This window comes from Streptomyces shenzhenensis (assembly GCF_003688995.1).
In the GTDB taxonomy this organism is placed as follows: domain Bacteria; phylum Actinomycetota; class Actinomycetes; order Streptomycetales; family Streptomycetaceae; genus Streptomyces; species Streptomyces shenzhenensis_A.
In genome coordinates, this window is the sequence record NZ_PENI01000037.1 from 59,468 (window position 1) to 75,102 (window position 15,635).

Annotated in this window: 10 protein-coding genes; all 10 read right to left on the bottom strand. The window is 72.8% G+C overall.

The annotated features are described in order from the left end of the window. Positions 1 to 7: 7 nt before the first annotated feature. Entirely contained in the window at positions 8 to 694 is a 687-nt protein-coding gene (locus CTZ28_RS38350; protein ID WP_121894379.1) for a hypothetical protein, read from the bottom strand. Continuing rightward, positions 691 to 1,302, bottom strand: a complete 612-nt coding sequence (locus CTZ28_RS46700) for a hypothetical protein (RefSeq protein WP_147481258.1) — start codon at positions 1,300 to 1,302, stop codon at positions 691 to 693. Before CTZ28_RS46700 ends, CTZ28_RS38350 begins: the two co-directional genes overlap by 4 nt. Positions 1,303 to 1,316: 14 nt before the next feature. Then, a complete protein-coding gene (locus CTZ28_RS38355; RefSeq protein ID WP_121894380.1) occupies positions 1,317 to 7,952 on the bottom strand; it encodes an eCIS core domain-containing protein in 6,636 nt (2,211 codons plus the stop codon). Beyond that, entirely contained in the window at positions 7,949 to 8,233 is a 285-nt protein-coding gene (locus CTZ28_RS38360; protein ID WP_121894381.1) for a hypothetical protein, read from the bottom strand. The genes CTZ28_RS38355 and CTZ28_RS38360 overlap by 4 nt, the downstream gene beginning before the upstream one ends. Continuing rightward, entirely contained in the window at positions 8,224 to 10,341 is a 2,118-nt protein-coding gene (locus CTZ28_RS38365) for an ATP-binding protein (RefSeq protein ID WP_259472004.1), read from the bottom strand. Before CTZ28_RS38365 ends, CTZ28_RS38360 begins: the two co-directional genes overlap by 10 nt. Before the next feature lie 33 nt (positions 10,342 to 10,374). Further along, positions 10,375 to 11,304 carry a Pvc16 family protein gene (locus CTZ28_RS38370; RefSeq protein WP_121894382.1) on the bottom strand — a complete coding sequence of 310 codons (930 nt, stop codon included), beginning with the start codon at positions 11,302 to 11,304 and terminating at the stop codon, positions 10,375 to 10,377. 61 nt (positions 11,305 to 11,365) lie between these two features. Then, on the bottom strand, positions 11,366 to 12,112 hold the full coding sequence (locus tag CTZ28_RS38375) for a hypothetical protein (RefSeq protein ID WP_121894383.1): 747 nt from the start codon (positions 12,110 to 12,112) through the stop codon (positions 11,366 to 11,368). Next, positions 12,105 to 12,833, bottom strand: coding sequence for a T4 family baseplate hub assembly chaperone (locus CTZ28_RS38380; protein ID WP_121894384.1), 729 nt, complete (start codon positions 12,831 to 12,833; stop codon positions 12,105 to 12,107). Before CTZ28_RS38380 ends, CTZ28_RS38375 begins: the two co-directional genes overlap by 8 nt. A 31-nt stretch (positions 12,834 to 12,864) precedes the next feature. Then, positions 12,865 to 13,389, bottom strand: a complete 525-nt coding sequence (locus CTZ28_RS38385) for a phage tail protein (protein ID WP_121894385.1) — start codon at positions 13,387 to 13,389, stop codon at positions 12,865 to 12,867. A 42-nt stretch (positions 13,390 to 13,431) separates the two neighbouring features. Continuing rightward, positions 13,432 to 15,291 carry a phage tail sheath subtilisin-like domain-containing protein gene (locus CTZ28_RS38390; RefSeq protein ID WP_121894386.1) on the bottom strand — a complete coding sequence of 620 codons (1,860 nt, stop codon included), beginning with the start codon at positions 15,289 to 15,291 and terminating at the stop codon, positions 13,432 to 13,434. Between the last annotated feature and the right edge of the window lie 344 nt (positions 15,292 to 15,635).

The window sequence follows — 15,635 nt, forward strand, 5'->3', positions numbered from 1 at the left end:
GGTGGTCTCAGCCCCTTCCGGTCACGAGGTCGGTGCCCCCGAGGCCGAGGGCGCCCAGGCCGGCGCCGCGCGCGGCGGCGGCGAGGCGTTCCTTCTGCGCGAGATGGGCCAGGTACAGGTCGGCACCGCGGTGCCCGGCGGGCAGGTCACTGACGGTGAGGATCTTCATCCCGATGCCGAGCGAGGCGCGGATCGGGTTGAGGTGCACGTCGAAGGCGGACTCGTTGACGGAGAGTTCGGTGAGCCTGACGGGCATGACCCGCTTGCTGCCCCAGGTGAACAGGGTCAACGGCATCTCGATCGGGCTGATCTCGATGGCGCCCTGCTGGGCCAGCCGGCTCGCGGCGCGCAGTTGCGCGGTGGTCGGCTGCACGAGCATTTCGAGGGTGGCGAGCTGGGGGTGGATGCCGTCGGGTGCGGCGATCTCCAGCTGGTCGGTGGCGTCGATCTCGGCGGTGAACTTCCAGGTCTCCTGGGCGGGACCCTTGAGCCGGAGCGCCTCGTTCCGGTCTCCGCTCCCGGTCCCGCCGCTGCCCGCGTCGCCCCCGTCCCCGGCCGACTGCGGCGCGATACTCCGCTCCAGGGTGTCGGGATTGAACTGCAGCACGATGACGCGCTGCGGGGCGCCGGTGTCGGGATCAACAACAACAATCCCAGAACGAACGGGTTTTGGAATATCGGCGTAGCGGGTCATGCGTCGCCGACCCCCGCCTCGCCGAACGCGGTGGACATACGCTTGGCCAGACTCCTCACGCGGGCATCCGGATCCTGCTGAGCCACGGCGTCCAGGAGCTCTCGGAAGGGAGCCCATTCAGCGTGTCCGATGGCCATGATTCCACTCTTTCGCACTTCCGGTGAGGCGTCACTCACCGATTCGATGAATTCTTGGGAATATCGATTGTCAGGGTTCAGGGGCGCGCCGATGCCTGCTCGCACGAGGGACCGGCCCTTTTCTTCGGTGGTGCTTGCTTCTGCGATTGCACGGAGCAGGTCGTCGTCGCCACAGAGAGGAAGACCACACGCAGTGATCCATGATTCGTAGGGACCCAGGTCGCCTGTCGTGCGACTCGTCATCACGATATAGGCGGTACGCAACTTCCGGTCTCGCACATAGGTGAGAAAGAAACCGGCGGCCATCTCCCAGACCATCCTTCGGGGCTCCGAGCCGAAGCGTTTGGCCGGGACATCGGCGACCTTCTTCCAGCCTTCGGCAACGGCGAGGCGGGCAACCTGTTCCTCGCCATCGGGCTCCCGCAGCAGATGGCGACGGGACCGAAACGTCGCCGGGTGTTGTGATGTCACCTGATCACCTTTCGTCAAGACGACCCTCGAATATAGGGGAAGCGCTGCTCGAAGCGCGCCCTTATCTTGGCCTTCAACTGCTCCCGAAGCTCTTCCTCGGTCACCGGGTCCGAGACATCAAGATCACGGGCCTGCATCTTGACCCATTCCTCGATGAGCCTGATCTCACGCTCGGCAAGCAGATTCCCTTGGTGAAGGCTTTCGAGCTTGACGAGGTCCCTGTTCCGCTTTTCGACGCGGTTCCGGGCCTTGCGCTGCTCCTTCTTGTCGTTCTGGTCCTCGGCGGGCAGGTCGGCAATCTCTTCCTCGATCTGCCTCTCGATTTCAGCCCGAATCCGACGCGGATCGGACAGCACGCTCTGGTCGACGCCTCTGTTCGCCGCCTTCCGTGTTTGCTCCGCTATCTCCTTCTCGATCACCCCGACATCCTTGAGGTATTTCCTCCTCTTGAGGAGCGCACCCCCCTTCGGAGCACCTTGGGGCGACATGGTGTTCATGCCGAACACGTTACGGAACCACTTCTTTCGCGCGTCGTCACTCATTCCGCGAGCCCGCGCGAAGAGATCGGCTTGCATAGCGGACATGACCATATTCCCCGGGTTCCGGTCGCGCTCGACGACATAGGAGAGTGAGTTGTGCAGTGCAATGTCATCTGCTATCACGCTCGGACCCAGCGTCCGACCCGCATCGGGGGTACTGGCAAGGGCCGCACTGGCCTCGCCCTCAGCACCTGCGGCGAGAATCCTCTTCGCGATGTCGGCGTAGGTGGTAGTTCCTTCCCCCACCTCGGGAAGAGTCTGCCCGTTACGGAACTTTCGCAGGTACCAGCCACCCAATTTCGTACGGTGGATCTGTGCCGTGCCCCAGTTCCAGATCTGGGTGAGGGTCCGCTCCCGCTTGAGCAAGGCGATGACACGCCCGATATCGAGGTTCGACGGTATGTCGAGGTGCCGGCGATCGGAACCCGATGGGCCCTTGTCCGTCCTTCCGTTCAGTTCGGATCCAGTGACCTGCCCTGGCTGTTCCGCCCTGCTGAGGATCAGCCGCTCCAACTCCCGCACGTAACGGAGAATGGGTTCCGAGGCCATCTCCCGCCCGTTGATGACCAATTGACGAGGATTGAGGACTGCTTCATCCCGGAACGTCTCCGTACCCTGGACGGCCAGCGAGGTGAGCCTGTACCACATCCGCATGGACCCCAGTGCCGCCTTGTGCACCGGGCCCTTGACGCCTTTGGACAGCATTCCGTGGAGCTTGGGACGTATCCTCGCCACGATCTTGCTGAGCCGGGCGTCCTTCGATTCCTTGGAGTCCTCCTCCTTCTTGCGGTGGTTCTTCTTTTCCTGTTTCTCCTTGTGAGGGTCCTTCTTGGGTTGTGTGGTTCTGTCGTCCTTGGTGTGCTTCGGTTTCTTGGGGCGGCCCGCTCCGTCCTTGTCGTGTTTCGGCTTGCGGGGGTCCCTCTCGTCGTCCTTGGTGTGCTGCGGCTTGCGGGGAGTCTCGGTGCCGTCCTTGTCAGGCCTGGGCCTGGGTGGGGCGTCCTGTTGCCTCGGGCGGCGCGGGGACGGGGGACGGTCGTTCTCAGCCGGCCGGCCCGGAGCGCGGTCATCCCTCGGGCGGCTCGAATCGGCCTCGTCCCTCGGGCGGTTCGGGCGTGAAGGCGTGTCCCGCTCCGGGCGTGGGCGGGTGGTCGCCGGGGCGGCCGGTCGGATGGGCTCGGGCCGGGGGCGGGCCGGGCGGCCAGGGCCCGCGGGGGGCCGGCCGGAGGCCGGGCCGGGCGGGCCCGGACGATCGGTGCCGGGCCGGGGCCCGGCCGGCGTCTTCGGGGTCGCGGCCGAGGCCGCCCCGGCCCTGGGCCCGCCGCGCTCGTCCGACCGCGGCCTGCCGCCCGCCCCGTCCGCGCCTCCGGACCTGGGCCCCGGGCCGCCGCGCCCGGCCAGCCGCGCCGCCACACCCTTCAGGCGCCGGCCGACCTTGGCGACGTACTTGCCGATGCCGTTCAGCAGCGCCTGGTACAGCACCTCCAGGAGGGCCACGGCACCCGCCGCGACCGCCTTCGCGAAGAGGATGCCTGCGCCGCCCATGCGGACCGCCCTGAGCCAGCCGAGGACCGCGCCCAGGGAGGCCAGGATGGCGCTCAGCGCGCCCCAGGCGGTGCGTATCGCGTCGATGACGGCCATGACCCAGCCCGCGCCCGGGATCAGCTTGGCGACGACCTTGGTGATGACCAGCTCACCGATGATCAGCGGGAGTTGCGGGACCACCGCGTCCCACGCCTCCTTGACGATCCTCTCGAGCGTGAAACCCCCCTTGACGAGCTGGTCGATGACGGCCTTGGGGACGCCGATGATCTCCTGGATCTTCTCCTGGAACCACTGCTTGACCGCCGCGGACACCTCGCGGAACAGATGGTTCTTCGCGCCGTCGACCGCGGAGTTCTTCGCGCCGCCCAGCCAGCCGCCCGGGTCCGACAGGAAGTCGACGGCGATCAGCATCCACGCGCCCAGCGCGCCCAGCAGCTTCGACGCGAACTCCAGGACCGCCCTCACCGCGGCCACGACCGCCTTGACCGCGGCCTGGAGCATCTTCTTGAGGAGGTCGAGGATGCCGCTGAGCAGCTTGCCGATAGCGTTCAGCAGATCGGTGACCGCCTGCTTCAGCGCCTGGGCGAGCCGGTTGACGAGGGCGATCGCCGCCTCGATCAGGGACGTGATGAACTTCCGGATGCGGTCGGCGAGTTCGATCACCGCCCGGACCATCGCCCGGGCGAACTCGATCAGGTCCTTGATGAAGTTCTTGATCGCTTCGACGATGTTCTTCCGGGCGTCGTTGATCCAGCGTTCGACCGTCTCCTTGAAGGTGCGGATGAACCCGATGACGGCGTCCCGCGCCGCCCGGATCACCCGGACGATCGCGTTCTTGATCTCGATGACCTTCTGTTTGATCCAGTCGAATGCCTTCGTGACCCAGTTGCCCGAGTCCTGGACGGCTCCGTCGCGCTGCTGCTCGGCGTCCCGCTCGGCCCTGTCGCTCTCGTCCTGGATCTTCTTGTCGCTGTCCCCCTTCTCCTTCTCGACGTTGTCGTCGGTCTTCTGCTGCTCGTCCTCGACGTCCGTGCGGATCCTGTCGTGCCGCTCGGTCTTCTTGTCGCCGAGGTCGTTCAGCTCGTCGTCCTGCTCCGTGCGCCAGTCCTCGCGCTGGGCGGTGACCTCGGCCATCGCCTTGTCGCGCTCGCCGGCCTGTGTCGCGGTGTTCGCCGCGATCTCGGCGTCCACCTGCTGCTTGTGCTTGTCCTGGGCGTTCCGGAAGTCCCGGTCCTTGGTCTGCCGTCCCTCGGACATGCTCTGCCGGCCGTCCGAGAACGCCGCCTGGAACTGCGGCCCGCGTTCGTGCTCGGCCACCTCGGAAGCGGCCTCGGGGGGCACGGCGCCCGTCGCCCCGCCGCTCTCGACAACCCCTTGCTGTCCGCCCTGCTGCCCCGGCACCTGCGCGGTCAGCTGCTCCTTGGGGGCGTCCGGGTAGACCTGGTCCTCGCCCATCCCGCGGCCGGCGTCGTCCCGGGCCGTCGCGACGGTCTCCTGGCCCTTGGCGTCGACATGGCCGTCCTGCTCACCGGCCGTCCGGTCGGCGGCGCCCCGCATCTCCACGCCGGGCGCGTCGCCGGCCCGGGCCTGTTCGAGCGCCTCGTCCTTCGTCGGCAACCCGGCGAACTTCGCGGCGAGTTCCTGCGGGTCGACCTCGAAGCCGAGCCAGCTCGCCACCTTGCCGAGGCCGAAGCCGAGGGCCATCTTGAAGGTGTCCCAGCCGCCCGGCTCCTCGGCCTGCTCGGCCTCGATCTGCCCCTCGGGCTGCTGCTCGCCGGTGACCTTCGCGTCCTCGGCCTCCGGTGCCTGGGCCTCCTCGGCCGGGTCCTGCGCGTACCGGGCCGGTGCGTCGGTCCGCGGTTCGCCCCGGAGGGTCTGCGGCGCGCCCGCCGGGCGCTGCATGGCGGGCGGTGCCGCGGCGAGCGTCCTGTGTTCGTCACCGACGCTGCGGTCCACGGCGCCGCCCACGCCGCCCATGGCCTGAAGTGCCGTATGCGGCTTGAGCTTCGAGGCCGTGGCGAGGCCCGCCTCCGGCGAGACACCGGAGAGGTTCGGGGCAGGCGCGGCGCCCTTCTTGCCGCGTGCCGGGGCGGGCGCACCGCCACCTCCCCGTGGGGAGCGGGGCGTGGGTGCCGCGGGCGCGGGTTCGGGTGCGGTCTCCGGTGCGGCCTTGGCGCCGGACTCGGCCCGCGGGGTCACGGCCGGTTCCGCGGCGGCGGACGCGGGCCTCGGCGCCGGGGCCGTCGCGCAGCCGTTCGGTTCGGCGGGTGCCGACGGCTCCCGTGCCGTCTGCGGGCCCGCGGCGTCGGTGGCCCCTCCGTGGACACCGGCGGCCGGGGCCGAACCGGACCCGGACGGCGCGGTGGAGGCCACCGTTCCGCCCGACGGCACTTCCCGCGCGTCCGCTGCCGACGCGCCGTAGCCCGTAGCGCCCGCCGTCTCCTGCGCCCCGGTGTCGGACTGCGCCGCCCGGCCGCCGGTGGCCTGCTGGGACTCCTTCTCGGGGGCGGCCGACGCCTGGTCTCCGGCGGCTCGGGTGCCCTGCTCCTCCTTGGCCGCCGACGCCTTCTCGCGGCTGTCGGCCTCGGATGTGCCTCCGGTGTTCCCGGGCGCCTCCTGGACCGTGGTCTGCGCGGTCACAGGACCGGCCTTCGGATCGTCACCGTTCTTCGGGTCGCGGGTGGCGGCGGCGCGCGGAGCCGCCGCCTGCTCATGTCCCATGCCGTCCAGGGAGGTTGCGCGCGCCGGTCCGCCCTCGGTCCCGGCCGCGGGTTCGGGTGCGGTGGGCTCCGGTGCGGCGGTGTCCTCCTCGGGCTCCGTCTCGGCCGCCGCGTCCTCGGCGTCCTCCGCCTCCCGTGCGGCCGTCACCTGTTCGGCCCGGGTCGGCGGCGGGGCGGGGAAGGACGGGACCGCCCGGTCGGCGGGCGCGGAGGGATCCAGCCGGTCAGCGGTCGGTACGGCGGACACGTCGAGGTCCTGCTGCGGTACGAAGTCGTCCGGCTGGAGCCCGACGTCCCAGGCGCTCGGCTCCCCGCCCCCGGCGTCGGCCTCCGACTCGCTGTCCGGGCCGAACGGTTCCTCGTCGGTCTCCTCCTCCGGGCCGTCGAGATCCTGGGCGCGCCTGCCGTCGAGCGTGCTGAATCTGCCGGGCAGTTGGGCGTCCCTGCCGGGCGCCGAAGGCGAACCGGCCGGCTTCCGCTGCCCCCGTTCGTCCGCCTGTTTCAGCTGCCGGCCGGCCACGGCCGCGTCGGCGGCGCCCGGCCGGTTCTTCGCCGCGGACTCCTCCTTGCTCGCGCCGGCCGCGTCCTGCGACTCGGTCCGCTCCCGGCCGCCCTGTTCCTTCTCCTGGCCCTGCGAGCCCGCAGAGCCCGCAGAGCCCGCGGACCCCTGCGGCTGCGAGGACGAGCCGCCGGACTCGCGCTCGCCCTGCGGCCGGCCGCCGCCGGACTCCGCACGGGACGCGGCCCCACCGGATCCGGCCGCCGGGCCCCCGGGCGAGCCGGGGCCCCGCGCCCCCGGCGCCTGCCGCCCCGCTCCGCGCGGCGCGCCCCCGCCCTGCGGCGTGGTCCCCTGCTCCGGAGTCCCGCCGTTGCGCGGCGTGCTGCCGGTCGCGCCCTCCGCGGCGGCCTGTTCCTTCTCCGGCCCGGGCGCCGGGCCGAGCCGGTCCTCCTCGGCCCGCCGCTCCTCGGCGGTCCGCGCCCGGGTCTCCCGCTCGGTGCGTACGTCCTGCGCCGTGTCCGGCTCGATCCCGGGGGACTCGTGCGACGCGCGTTCCAGGCCGTCGGCCGCGTAGTCGTCGTACGCCTCGATCTCGTCGACGAGGTCGAGCACCCGGTCCTGCTCGGCGGCGAGCAGCCGGCGCTCCAGGCGGGCGAGTACGCCGTCGAGCAACTCCCCCGGCAGCCGGGCGAGTTGCTTGCGGGTGCGCTGGGAGAGGTCCTCCGGGTCGCCGCGCAGGGAGCGTACGACCGAGTTGGCGAGCCGGTCGACGAGGGTCGCCGGATCGATGGCCTCCGTCCGCCTGCGGTCCGCGTCCACGGTGGCGTAGCGCAGCCAGCCGGGCGTCGCCTGGCCCTCGCGCACCTCGGGGGCGGACTCGGTCCGCTCGGGTCGTACGAGTTCCCGCGCCGCCGACTCCGCCTCCCGTTCGATGGCCTGCTGCGGCAGGCTCACCGCGCCCGGTTCGCGGCCCGCGCGGAGGGCGCCGAGGCCGTGCGGGTTCTGCACGGTGTGCAGGAGTTCATGGGCGAGGAGCCGGCGGCCTTCGTCGGTGCCGGGTTTGAAGGCGCCCTCGCGGAAGAGGATGTCCTGGCCGACGGCCACGGCGTCCGCTCCGAGCAGTTCGGTCAGCTGTCCGGCGTCGCGGCCCGTGTGCAGGCGTACGCGGCTGAGGTCGTGTCCGAGCTGTTCCTCCAACTCCCGTCGCACACCGGGATCGAGGGGCTGGCCGGCGCCGCTGACGATGTTCTTCGGCTCCGGGGCGCGGGACGCGGCGGCCCGCTCCTTGCGCCTGCGGCGGCGCTGCTCGGCGGCGTCCTGCGCGCGGGCGTCCTGGGACAGGGAGGTCATCGGGTCACCTCCCCGTGGCCGCTGAGCCCTTCGTGCACGGCGCGGGCCAGTTCCTGTCCGAGCCGGCGAGCGGACAGCCCGGCGGGCAACGGCGCGAGCCCGCCGAGCGCGTCGACGGTCACGGCGCCGTCGGCCGCGAGCGGCACACCGTGCAGCCTGACCAGCCGGGCCAGTTCGCGTTCGAACGCGGCCGAGACCCGGGCGGGGTCGGCCCGGAAGCCGTCGAGCACCAGCTCGCCGATCTCGACGCGGATCGCCGCGGGCCTCCTGTTCACACCCATCCGCGCACCTCCGCGGGGGTCAGCGAGCGCTCCAGCTTGAGGTACTCGGTGCGGGCCGCCGCGAGCATGTGCCGCATCTGCAGCCGGTCGCCCTCCTCGGCGGCGAGGAACGCCCCGGACAGGGCGATGTTGCGGATGGAGCCGCCGGCCACGGTGAGCCGGGCGAGCAGGCCGGGGTCGATGTCCTTGACGGGGGCCTGCGGCGGCAGGACCCGGCGCCAGATCTCGGCGCGCTCGTGCTCGGCCGGGAAGGGGAAGTCGACGACGAAGCGGATGCGGCGCAGGAAGGCGGTGTCGAGGGCCTGCTTCATGTTGGTGGTGAGGACGGCGAGGCCCCGGTAGGCCTCCATCCGCATGAGCAGGTAGCTGACTTCGAGGTTGGCGTACCGGTCGTGGCTGTCCTTGACCTCGCTGCGCTTGCCGAAGAGGGCGTCGGCCTCGTCGAACAGCAGCAGGGCGCCGCCGCGTTCGGCGGCGTCGAAGACCCGGCGCAGGTTCTTCTCGGTCTCGCCGATGTACTTGCTGACCACCTGGGAGAGGTCGACGACGAACAGGTCGAGGCCCAGCTCGTGCGCCATGACCTCGGCCGCGAGGGTCTTCCCGGTGCCGGAGCCGCCCGCGAACAGGGCGGTGACGCCGAGGCCGCGGCGCAGGGTCGCGGCGAACCCCCACTCCTGGAGAACGGTCGCCCGCTGCCGCACGTGCGCAACGATCTCCCGCAGCACGCCCGTCTGCCGTTCGTGCAGGACGAGGTCGTCCCAGCCGGCCCGTGGCTCGACGCGTCTGCCGAGTTCGTCCATGCCGATCCGGGCCTCGTCGAGACCGGCCCGCCAGGCGAGCCGTGCCGGGTCCGGTTCGTCCTCGTGCGGCAACAGCCGGCGTACGGTGGCCGCCGCGGACCGTACGACGTGCGGGGGCAGCCGGAACTGGGCGACCAGGGACCGTAGTCCGGTGTCGCCGAGGTCGGCAACGTCCTCGAACGCGTCGGCCCACAGGGCGAGTTGTTCGTCGTCGTCGAGTGGGGGCACGGGGACGCGCGGCCCGTGCGGCCGCTCGGTGGGCAGCGGGTCCTCGCTCGACACGACGACGGGTACGGCGGCCCCGGCCAGGAACGCCTCGGTCGCCGCCCGCTGGTCGCGGTCCAGGTCCCCCGCCTCCACGAGCAGAGCGGCGGGCAGCAGGACGGCCTCGCGCTGCCACAGCCGGGCGAGCCGGTCGCGTTCCGCGGGGTCGCCGGGCAGGTCGGCGGCGGCGGTCGCGTACAGCCCGAGCCCCGAGCGGGCGGCTGCGGCGGCGGCGATGTCGGCCCGGCTGCGCAGGTCCCCGCCGGTCACCTCGGTGAGCGGCGGCGCGCCGGGGCCGCGGCCGTCGGCCGTCCAGCCCTCGGCGAGCCTGCTCGCGGCCAGGTCGTACGGCGGTGGCAGGGTGTCCGGCACCGGGACGCGGCGCAGTCGGCCGTGCAGCCGGGCGTCGAGGTAGGGCGAGCCGAGCAGGAAGTGCAGGATGCGCTCGTCCAGCCGGAGCCGGGACGTGGTGAGCCGCGTGGGATCGTCGAGTTCGACGATGCGCCAGCGCCGCAGCGGGGCCACGGGGGTGAGCGCGCTCCAGTGCGGGTCGTCCAGGGCGGCCAGGGCGAGCGAGAAGGTGGGGTGGGCGCGCTGTGGGTCGCCGGCCGCCGCGGCGCACCGGGCGGCGGTCGTGGGGTCGAGTTCGTCGGCGGCGGTGAGCAGGACGACGTCCCGTTCGAAGGGGGTGAGCCCGAAGCAGCCGACGAGGGCGTCGAGCGCGGCGCACCCCGGAGCGGCGGGCACGACGTCGGCACCGGCGCCCCCGGCGGCGTTCCCATGCGTGGCACCGGTGCCCCCGGCGGCGTCCCCGCGAGTGGCCCCGGAGTTCCCGGCACCCGCCCCACCAGTGGCACCGGCGCCGTCCGCGCGAGTCGCCCCGGAATCCCCGGTTCCGTCATCGCCCGTGTGCGCGGCCTTCCGAGCGGCGCGGCCCGCATGGGTGTCGACGCGGGTGAGGACACGGTGGATCTCCGTGGTCAGCGGCCCGCCGCCGGCGGGCGGGCCGGCGGCTGCCGGTTCGTGCGCCGCCTGCGCTCCCATGTGTTCACCTGCCCCCGTCGGTCCCACGCCGCCTCAGCTCTCCGCGCCCTCGTCGCCGTCCGACCGCGTTCCGGGGCCGCCGTCCGGGTGCTCGGCGGGGCGGGTGGTCCTCGTCGTCCGCTTCGTGGCCTTGCCCGCCCTGGCCGGCTGCGTCGTCCGGCGGGTGCGGGCGGCCGCCTTGGGCGCGGACCGGGCTACGGCCTTCCCGGGCCGTTTCGCGTCCGGTGCGGCGCCGTCGTCGGTGCGGGCCGCCCCCGCCGCGCCGCTGCCGGACCCCGCCACCGCGGCCTCGGGCGCCGCGCCCGACGGCTCGCCGGGACGGGCCGCCGGTCCCGGCGGTACGGGCGCGCCCGGTGCCCCGAACGGCAGCACCCGCACCTCGGGCCGCTCGACGGGCTGCGCCGGCCGGGGCGTCTCGCGGCCGTCGATGAAGACGAGGGTCGCCTGGTAGACCACGGACAGCGCGTACGGGGTCTGGTGGAGCATCCCCCACAGCTTCGACGTCTCGTCGATGTCCATCACCGTCGGTGTGAACCGCACCCGCTGCGCCGCCTCGGCGAGGTCGCTGGCCGCCAAGTAGGGCTTCTCCCCGGCGAGTTCGACGATGTCCTTGGGCAGGACCGGGATCTCGTGCAGGGTGCGCACGACCGAGCCGATGAGCCGCTGCCCGACCAGTTCGGTCTCGTCGCCGTACGCGCTGATCACATAGTGCAGGTCGAGCGCGGCGGCGGCACGGCGCACCAGCGTGCCGTCGGCGGCGCGGGTCGGCAGGTCGTTGTTGCGCCGCGAGGTGTTGGGGGTGACCTGGTAGAGGAAGACGGAGACGGTGGGGTCCGTCGGCGGCTCGGCCGGCGGCTTGCGCGGCTCCACCTTGACGGCCATGTCGATCTCCGGCCGCAGATGGGACTCGATCAGCAGGGCGAGGGCCTGGCTGACATGGGCGATGGCGAGTGCGTTGCTCATGGCGTCAGTTCCTCGGTTCCTCTCGTGGTGCCGGTCCTGCCGCGGTCGCCGCCGGTGCGGTTCACTCGCGCCCCCGGGCCAGGTAGTCGGCCAACGGCAGGGCGGTCGCCGGGCGTCGGCCCTGCCGGGCCGCGCGCCTGGCGCGGTCGTCGGGCGGTGCCTGGCCGGCCGTGACCTCCAGTCGTCCGATCTGCACCTGGACCACCTGCTCGGGCGTCCGTGCCGGGCGGCGGGCGGCGGCCATGCGGACGGCGTCCCGGGCCGCCGTCGTGTCCGCGGCGCTGGGGTGCGCTGCCGCGGACACGACGGCGGGGGGAGCGATGTCCGCGCCCGGAGGGTCGGGCGTGGGCGCCGCGGTCCGGTCCGCGCCGGGTTCCGGGCGTCCCCACCCGGCCGTGCGCAATCCGGTCCGGGACACCGCCGCCGTCCCCGGCGCGGGGGGCGCGACGGGACGCAGCAGCGGTGCCTCGGGCGGTGCGGGCGGTACCGGGCGCACCGCCGGCTCGGCGGGAGCCGGCCGGGCGCGTACGACGGTCCGCTCCCGTTCCGGGTGCCGCCGGACCTCGGCGGCGGCCGGGCGGGACGGTTCCGCCTCCGCCGCGGGGGCCGGCGCGGCGGCGGGCCGGGCCACCGGGTCGGCGGCGTCCGGGTCCGGGGTGCGGGCCCGTACCGCCTCGACCCGTTCGAACGGGCCGGGCAGCCGCGGGCGCACCCGGACCGCGGCCGGTCGCGGGGCGGTGTGCCGGGCGATCAGCCGGTCGAGGAAGTCGGGCACCGCCGCGGGCGCCCCGGGGGTGGATTCAGACATCCGCGCACAGCTCCAGGTAGTAGCGGCGGCGCAGCGGGCTGAGCGCCAGGATCTCCGGCTCGCTCCAGCCGTAGGCGGTGGCGAGCAGGTGGACGTCGAGGAGCAGCTCCCGTGCCCAGGAGTCCAGTTCGGTCCACAGGTAGGAGGCGATGTCGAGTTCGGCCCGGATGCCGGCGCCGCACTCGGGACAGCCGACGTCGAGGGTCAGGTCGGCGGCCGGGTCGGCGGCCTCGACGGCCTCGGCGAGCCGCCGCTGTACGGGGGCGGGCAGGGCGTCGGCACTCGCCGGCGTCCCGTCCCGCGCCGCCGAGAGCAGACACCGGGCGAGCAGTGCGGCGCGGGGGTCCGCGGCCCGGGCCGCCGCGGTCAGATCGGCCGGTCCCGGCAGCCGGAACTCGACCTCCCAGCCGCTCTCGGTGAGCCGGACGACCGGCTCCCTGGGACCGGTCGCCGAGCGTGCGAACTCGCCCGCGTCCAGGTCGAACTCCATGTCCTGGCCGCAGGACCGGCACTCCAGCCGCACCTGCATCCGCTCCCCGAACAGCGCCCGGCGCAGGGCGAGCAGATCCGCCTCACGCCGGCCGACCGGCAGCGCCGGGAGCGTCCGGGCGTCGACGTCCGGGCGTGCCGTGCGGTGCAGCAGCAGGGCCCGCCCGGCGGGCGCCTCGGCGAGTCCCGCCTCCCAGGTGTCCAGTAGTCCGGCCGTCCCGGTGATCCCCATGTCTCCCCCGCGTTCCGCTGCCGGCCCGGGTTCAGGCCGGGTTGAGGAAGGACGGCTCCTCGGGTTCGGGCACCTCGTAGTCCCGTTCCCAGCCCTCGCACTCCAGCTTCAGGCTCTGGATCGCCACCGCGTTGGCGTTGGCGTCCAGTTCGCCGAGCACCTGGTACTCGCTCGGCCAGGTCCGGTAGAGCTTGTGCGAGACGGCGACCTGGCCGGCCTCGTTGAGGACCTGGATGACGATGTCCTTGCGGAAGTCGGCGAGGGACACCTCGGCGCCGAGCCCGGCGCCGACCTGCCACACCTTGTTGGCCCAGCGGTCGAACTCGGGGTCGTGGGTGACTCCGCGCTCCAGCGTGATGCCCTCGAACTCGGAGCGTCCTGGCGACTTGCGCGGGGAGGAGGGGTCGCCGCCGTGCCGGTGCTTGACGACCTCGGTGGTCCGCTTGAGCGGGCTGATCTTGCTGATGCCGGCGACCGTACGACCGTCCCACAGGACCAGGAACTTGAAGTTCTTGTAGGGGTCGAAACGATGGGCGTTGACGGTGAACTCTGCCATCGGATTCCTTCAGCTCTCCACGTCTCTGGGGGTTCCCGGGGCCTACAGTTCGAACTGTCCGGAGGTCTGCTGGATCCTGACGATCACGAACTCCGCCGGGCGCACGGGCGCGATCCCGACCAGGACGTTGACGACGCCGTTGGCGATGTCCTCGTCGGTCGTGGTGTCGCTGTCGCACTTGACGAAGTAGGCCTCGCGCGGGGTGCCGCCCTTGAAGGCGCCCTGCCGGAACAGCGTGTGCAGGAACGAGGCGGCGCTGAGCCGGATCTGCTGCCACAGGTTCTCGTCGTTGGGTTCGAACACCACCCACTGCAGGCCGCGTTGCAGGCTCTCCTCGACGTGCAGGGCGAGCCGTCGGACGGGCACGTACTTCCACTCGCTGTCGAGCGCGTCGGAGCCCTCCAGGGTGCGGGCGCCCCACACCGTGGGTCCGGTCAGCGGGAAGCTGCGCAGGCAGTTGACGCCGAGCGGGTTGAGCAGTCCGGTCTCCCGGTCGGTGAGGTTGACGGTGAGGGAGTGCACGCCGGCCAGGCGCGCCTCGGTGCCGGCCGGGGCCTTCCACACGCCGCGCTCGGAGTCGGTGCGCGCGACGACGCCCGCGACCGCGCCGGACGGCGGGAAGGCGCGCAGCCGCCCGGTGAGCGGGTCGGTGAGCTGGAGGTGCGGGAAGTAGAGGGCGGCGTGGTTGCCGCGTACGGCGTCGAAGGCGGCGAGTCCGGCGCGTGCCGTGTCCACGCTGACCCAGGTGCCCGGCGCGTCCACGAGCAGGAAGATCCGCCGTTCCTGGCACAGCCGCTGGGCGGCGGAGACGACGGTGACGGCGTCCTCGGTCTTCTCGTACCCGGCCAGTTCGGGCAGCACGAGCAGGTTGACGTCGGGCACCCCGCGCAGCGCCTGGACGCCGGTCTTGTCGGCCTCGGAGCCGATGAGGTCGCGCGGGCCGGGTGCCTCGCCGTCCTCGCCGCCGGCCAGCGGGAACACGGGCGGGTTGACGGAGGCTTCCAGGCCGAGGTCGTTGGCGCACTCACCGAGGAACCGGACGACGTCCTCGGGGTCGGTGGAGCCCGCGACCACCTGGATCCGGCGGCCGAAGGGGGTGACCTCGGCGCCCGCGAAGGTGTGCTTGCCGGGTGCGTCGGGCAGGGCGCGCAGCTTGCGCTCCAGGAGCAGGGCCAGCCCGGTCACGGAGTCCGGGGCCTCGCCGTCGGACTCGGGGTCGTGGAGGGTGAACTCGCGCTCCACGTCGCCGATCTTGACGGTGAGGTCGACGGCCAGGCCGGGCAGTTCGTGTCCGAAGGGCTTGGAGACGGTGCCGGAGGGGTCGGGGCGGCCCTCGCCGACCGCCTCGACCCGGATCAGCCGCGAGCCGGCGTTGACGACGGTCTGCACGAAGCGGTCGCCCGCCGGGTCCATGGACAGGCCGGTGAAGCTCTCCCTGGCCGCGCCCCTGGCGTCGTACACACGCAGGTCGAAGGTGTCGTCGGGGCAGGGCGTGTCGTGGTCGACGGCGACGCGCAGACCGTTGCCCCAGCCGCCGGGCTCCTTGGCGTGCACGTCGAGGACCTTGGTCTCGCTGCGGCCCTCGGTGGACTCGAGGGTGACACAGGCGGCCTTGCCGCTGCGGGCCTTGGTGACGCGGACGATGACAGCGACGGTGCCGCCGTTGCCGAAGAACTGGTGGACCGCGTAGCCGACGGCGCTGCGTGCGCTCAGTCCGCCGAAGCGGCGCTCGAACTCCGCGAAGCTGGTGACGCGTACCGGCTCGTTCAGCGGACCGCGCCGGGTGTGGCCCACGAAGGCGGTCACCGAAGTGGTCAGGGTCGAGATGGTGCGGGTGCTGCTGGGAAGTTCTTCGACGTAGACGCCGGGATACGTCGGCTTGGCGGCGTTCACCGCGCTCATCGGCTCTCCCCCTCCTGTCCCTGTCTCGGGCACCGGGCATGGGCACCAAGAGACGGATATCGGAGGGAGGTGTTCCGGATCGGCGCGGCAGCCGGCCGCGCGACACGGACGGCGGCGGCCGAGCGCACCGCATCAGTTCCCCCGTCAACGCCCGGACCTTCGGTGGTCCGGCGCAAGCAGCACTGCTTGTGACTCCTGATGCTCTGGTGCGCAACCCACCTTGGTTTGCTGGCAGTTGGCCCATCAAGGCGCGTTCCGGCCACCCGTGGAGGAGGTTTCGTGAAGGTCACGTCCCGGCACTCGCACAGCACACCCGCGCGCCCCCGACAGGGGGTCCACAGCTC

Bases quoted from the DNA above. Each gene is read 5' to 3' on its own strand.
- CTZ28_RS38350 (WP_121894379.1), bottom strand. From the start codon at position 694: ATGACCCGCTACGCCGATATTCCAAAACCCGTTCGTTCTGGGATTGTT.
- CTZ28_RS38370 (WP_121894382.1), bottom strand. From the start codon at position 11,304: ATGAGCAACGCACTCGCCATCGCCCATGTCAGCCAGGCCCTCGCCCTG.
- CTZ28_RS38380 (WP_121894384.1), bottom strand. From the start codon at position 12,833: ATGGGGATCACCGGGACGGCCGGACTACTGGACACCTGGGAGGCGGGA.
- CTZ28_RS38355 (WP_121894380.1), bottom strand. From the start codon at position 7,952: ATGACCTCCCTGTCCCAGGACGCCCGCGCGCAGGACGCCGCCGAGCAG.
- CTZ28_RS38360 (WP_121894381.1), bottom strand. From the start codon at position 8,233: ATGGGTGTGAACAGGAGGCCCGCGGCGATCCGCGTCGAGATCGGCGAG.
- CTZ28_RS38375 (WP_121894383.1), bottom strand. From the start codon at position 12,112: ATGTCTGAATCCACCCCCGGGGCGCCCGCGGCGGTGCCCGACTTCCTC.
- CTZ28_RS38390 (WP_121894386.1), bottom strand. From the start codon at position 15,291: ATGAGCGCGGTGAACGCCGCCAAGCCGACGTATCCCGGCGTCTACGTC.
- CTZ28_RS38385 (WP_121894385.1), bottom strand. From the start codon at position 13,389: ATGGCAGAGTTCACCGTCAACGCCCATCGTTTCGACCCCTACAAGAAC.
- CTZ28_RS38365 (WP_259472004.1), bottom strand. From the start codon at position 10,341: ATGGGAGCGCAGGCGGCGCACGAACCGGCAGCCGCCGGCCCGCCCGCC.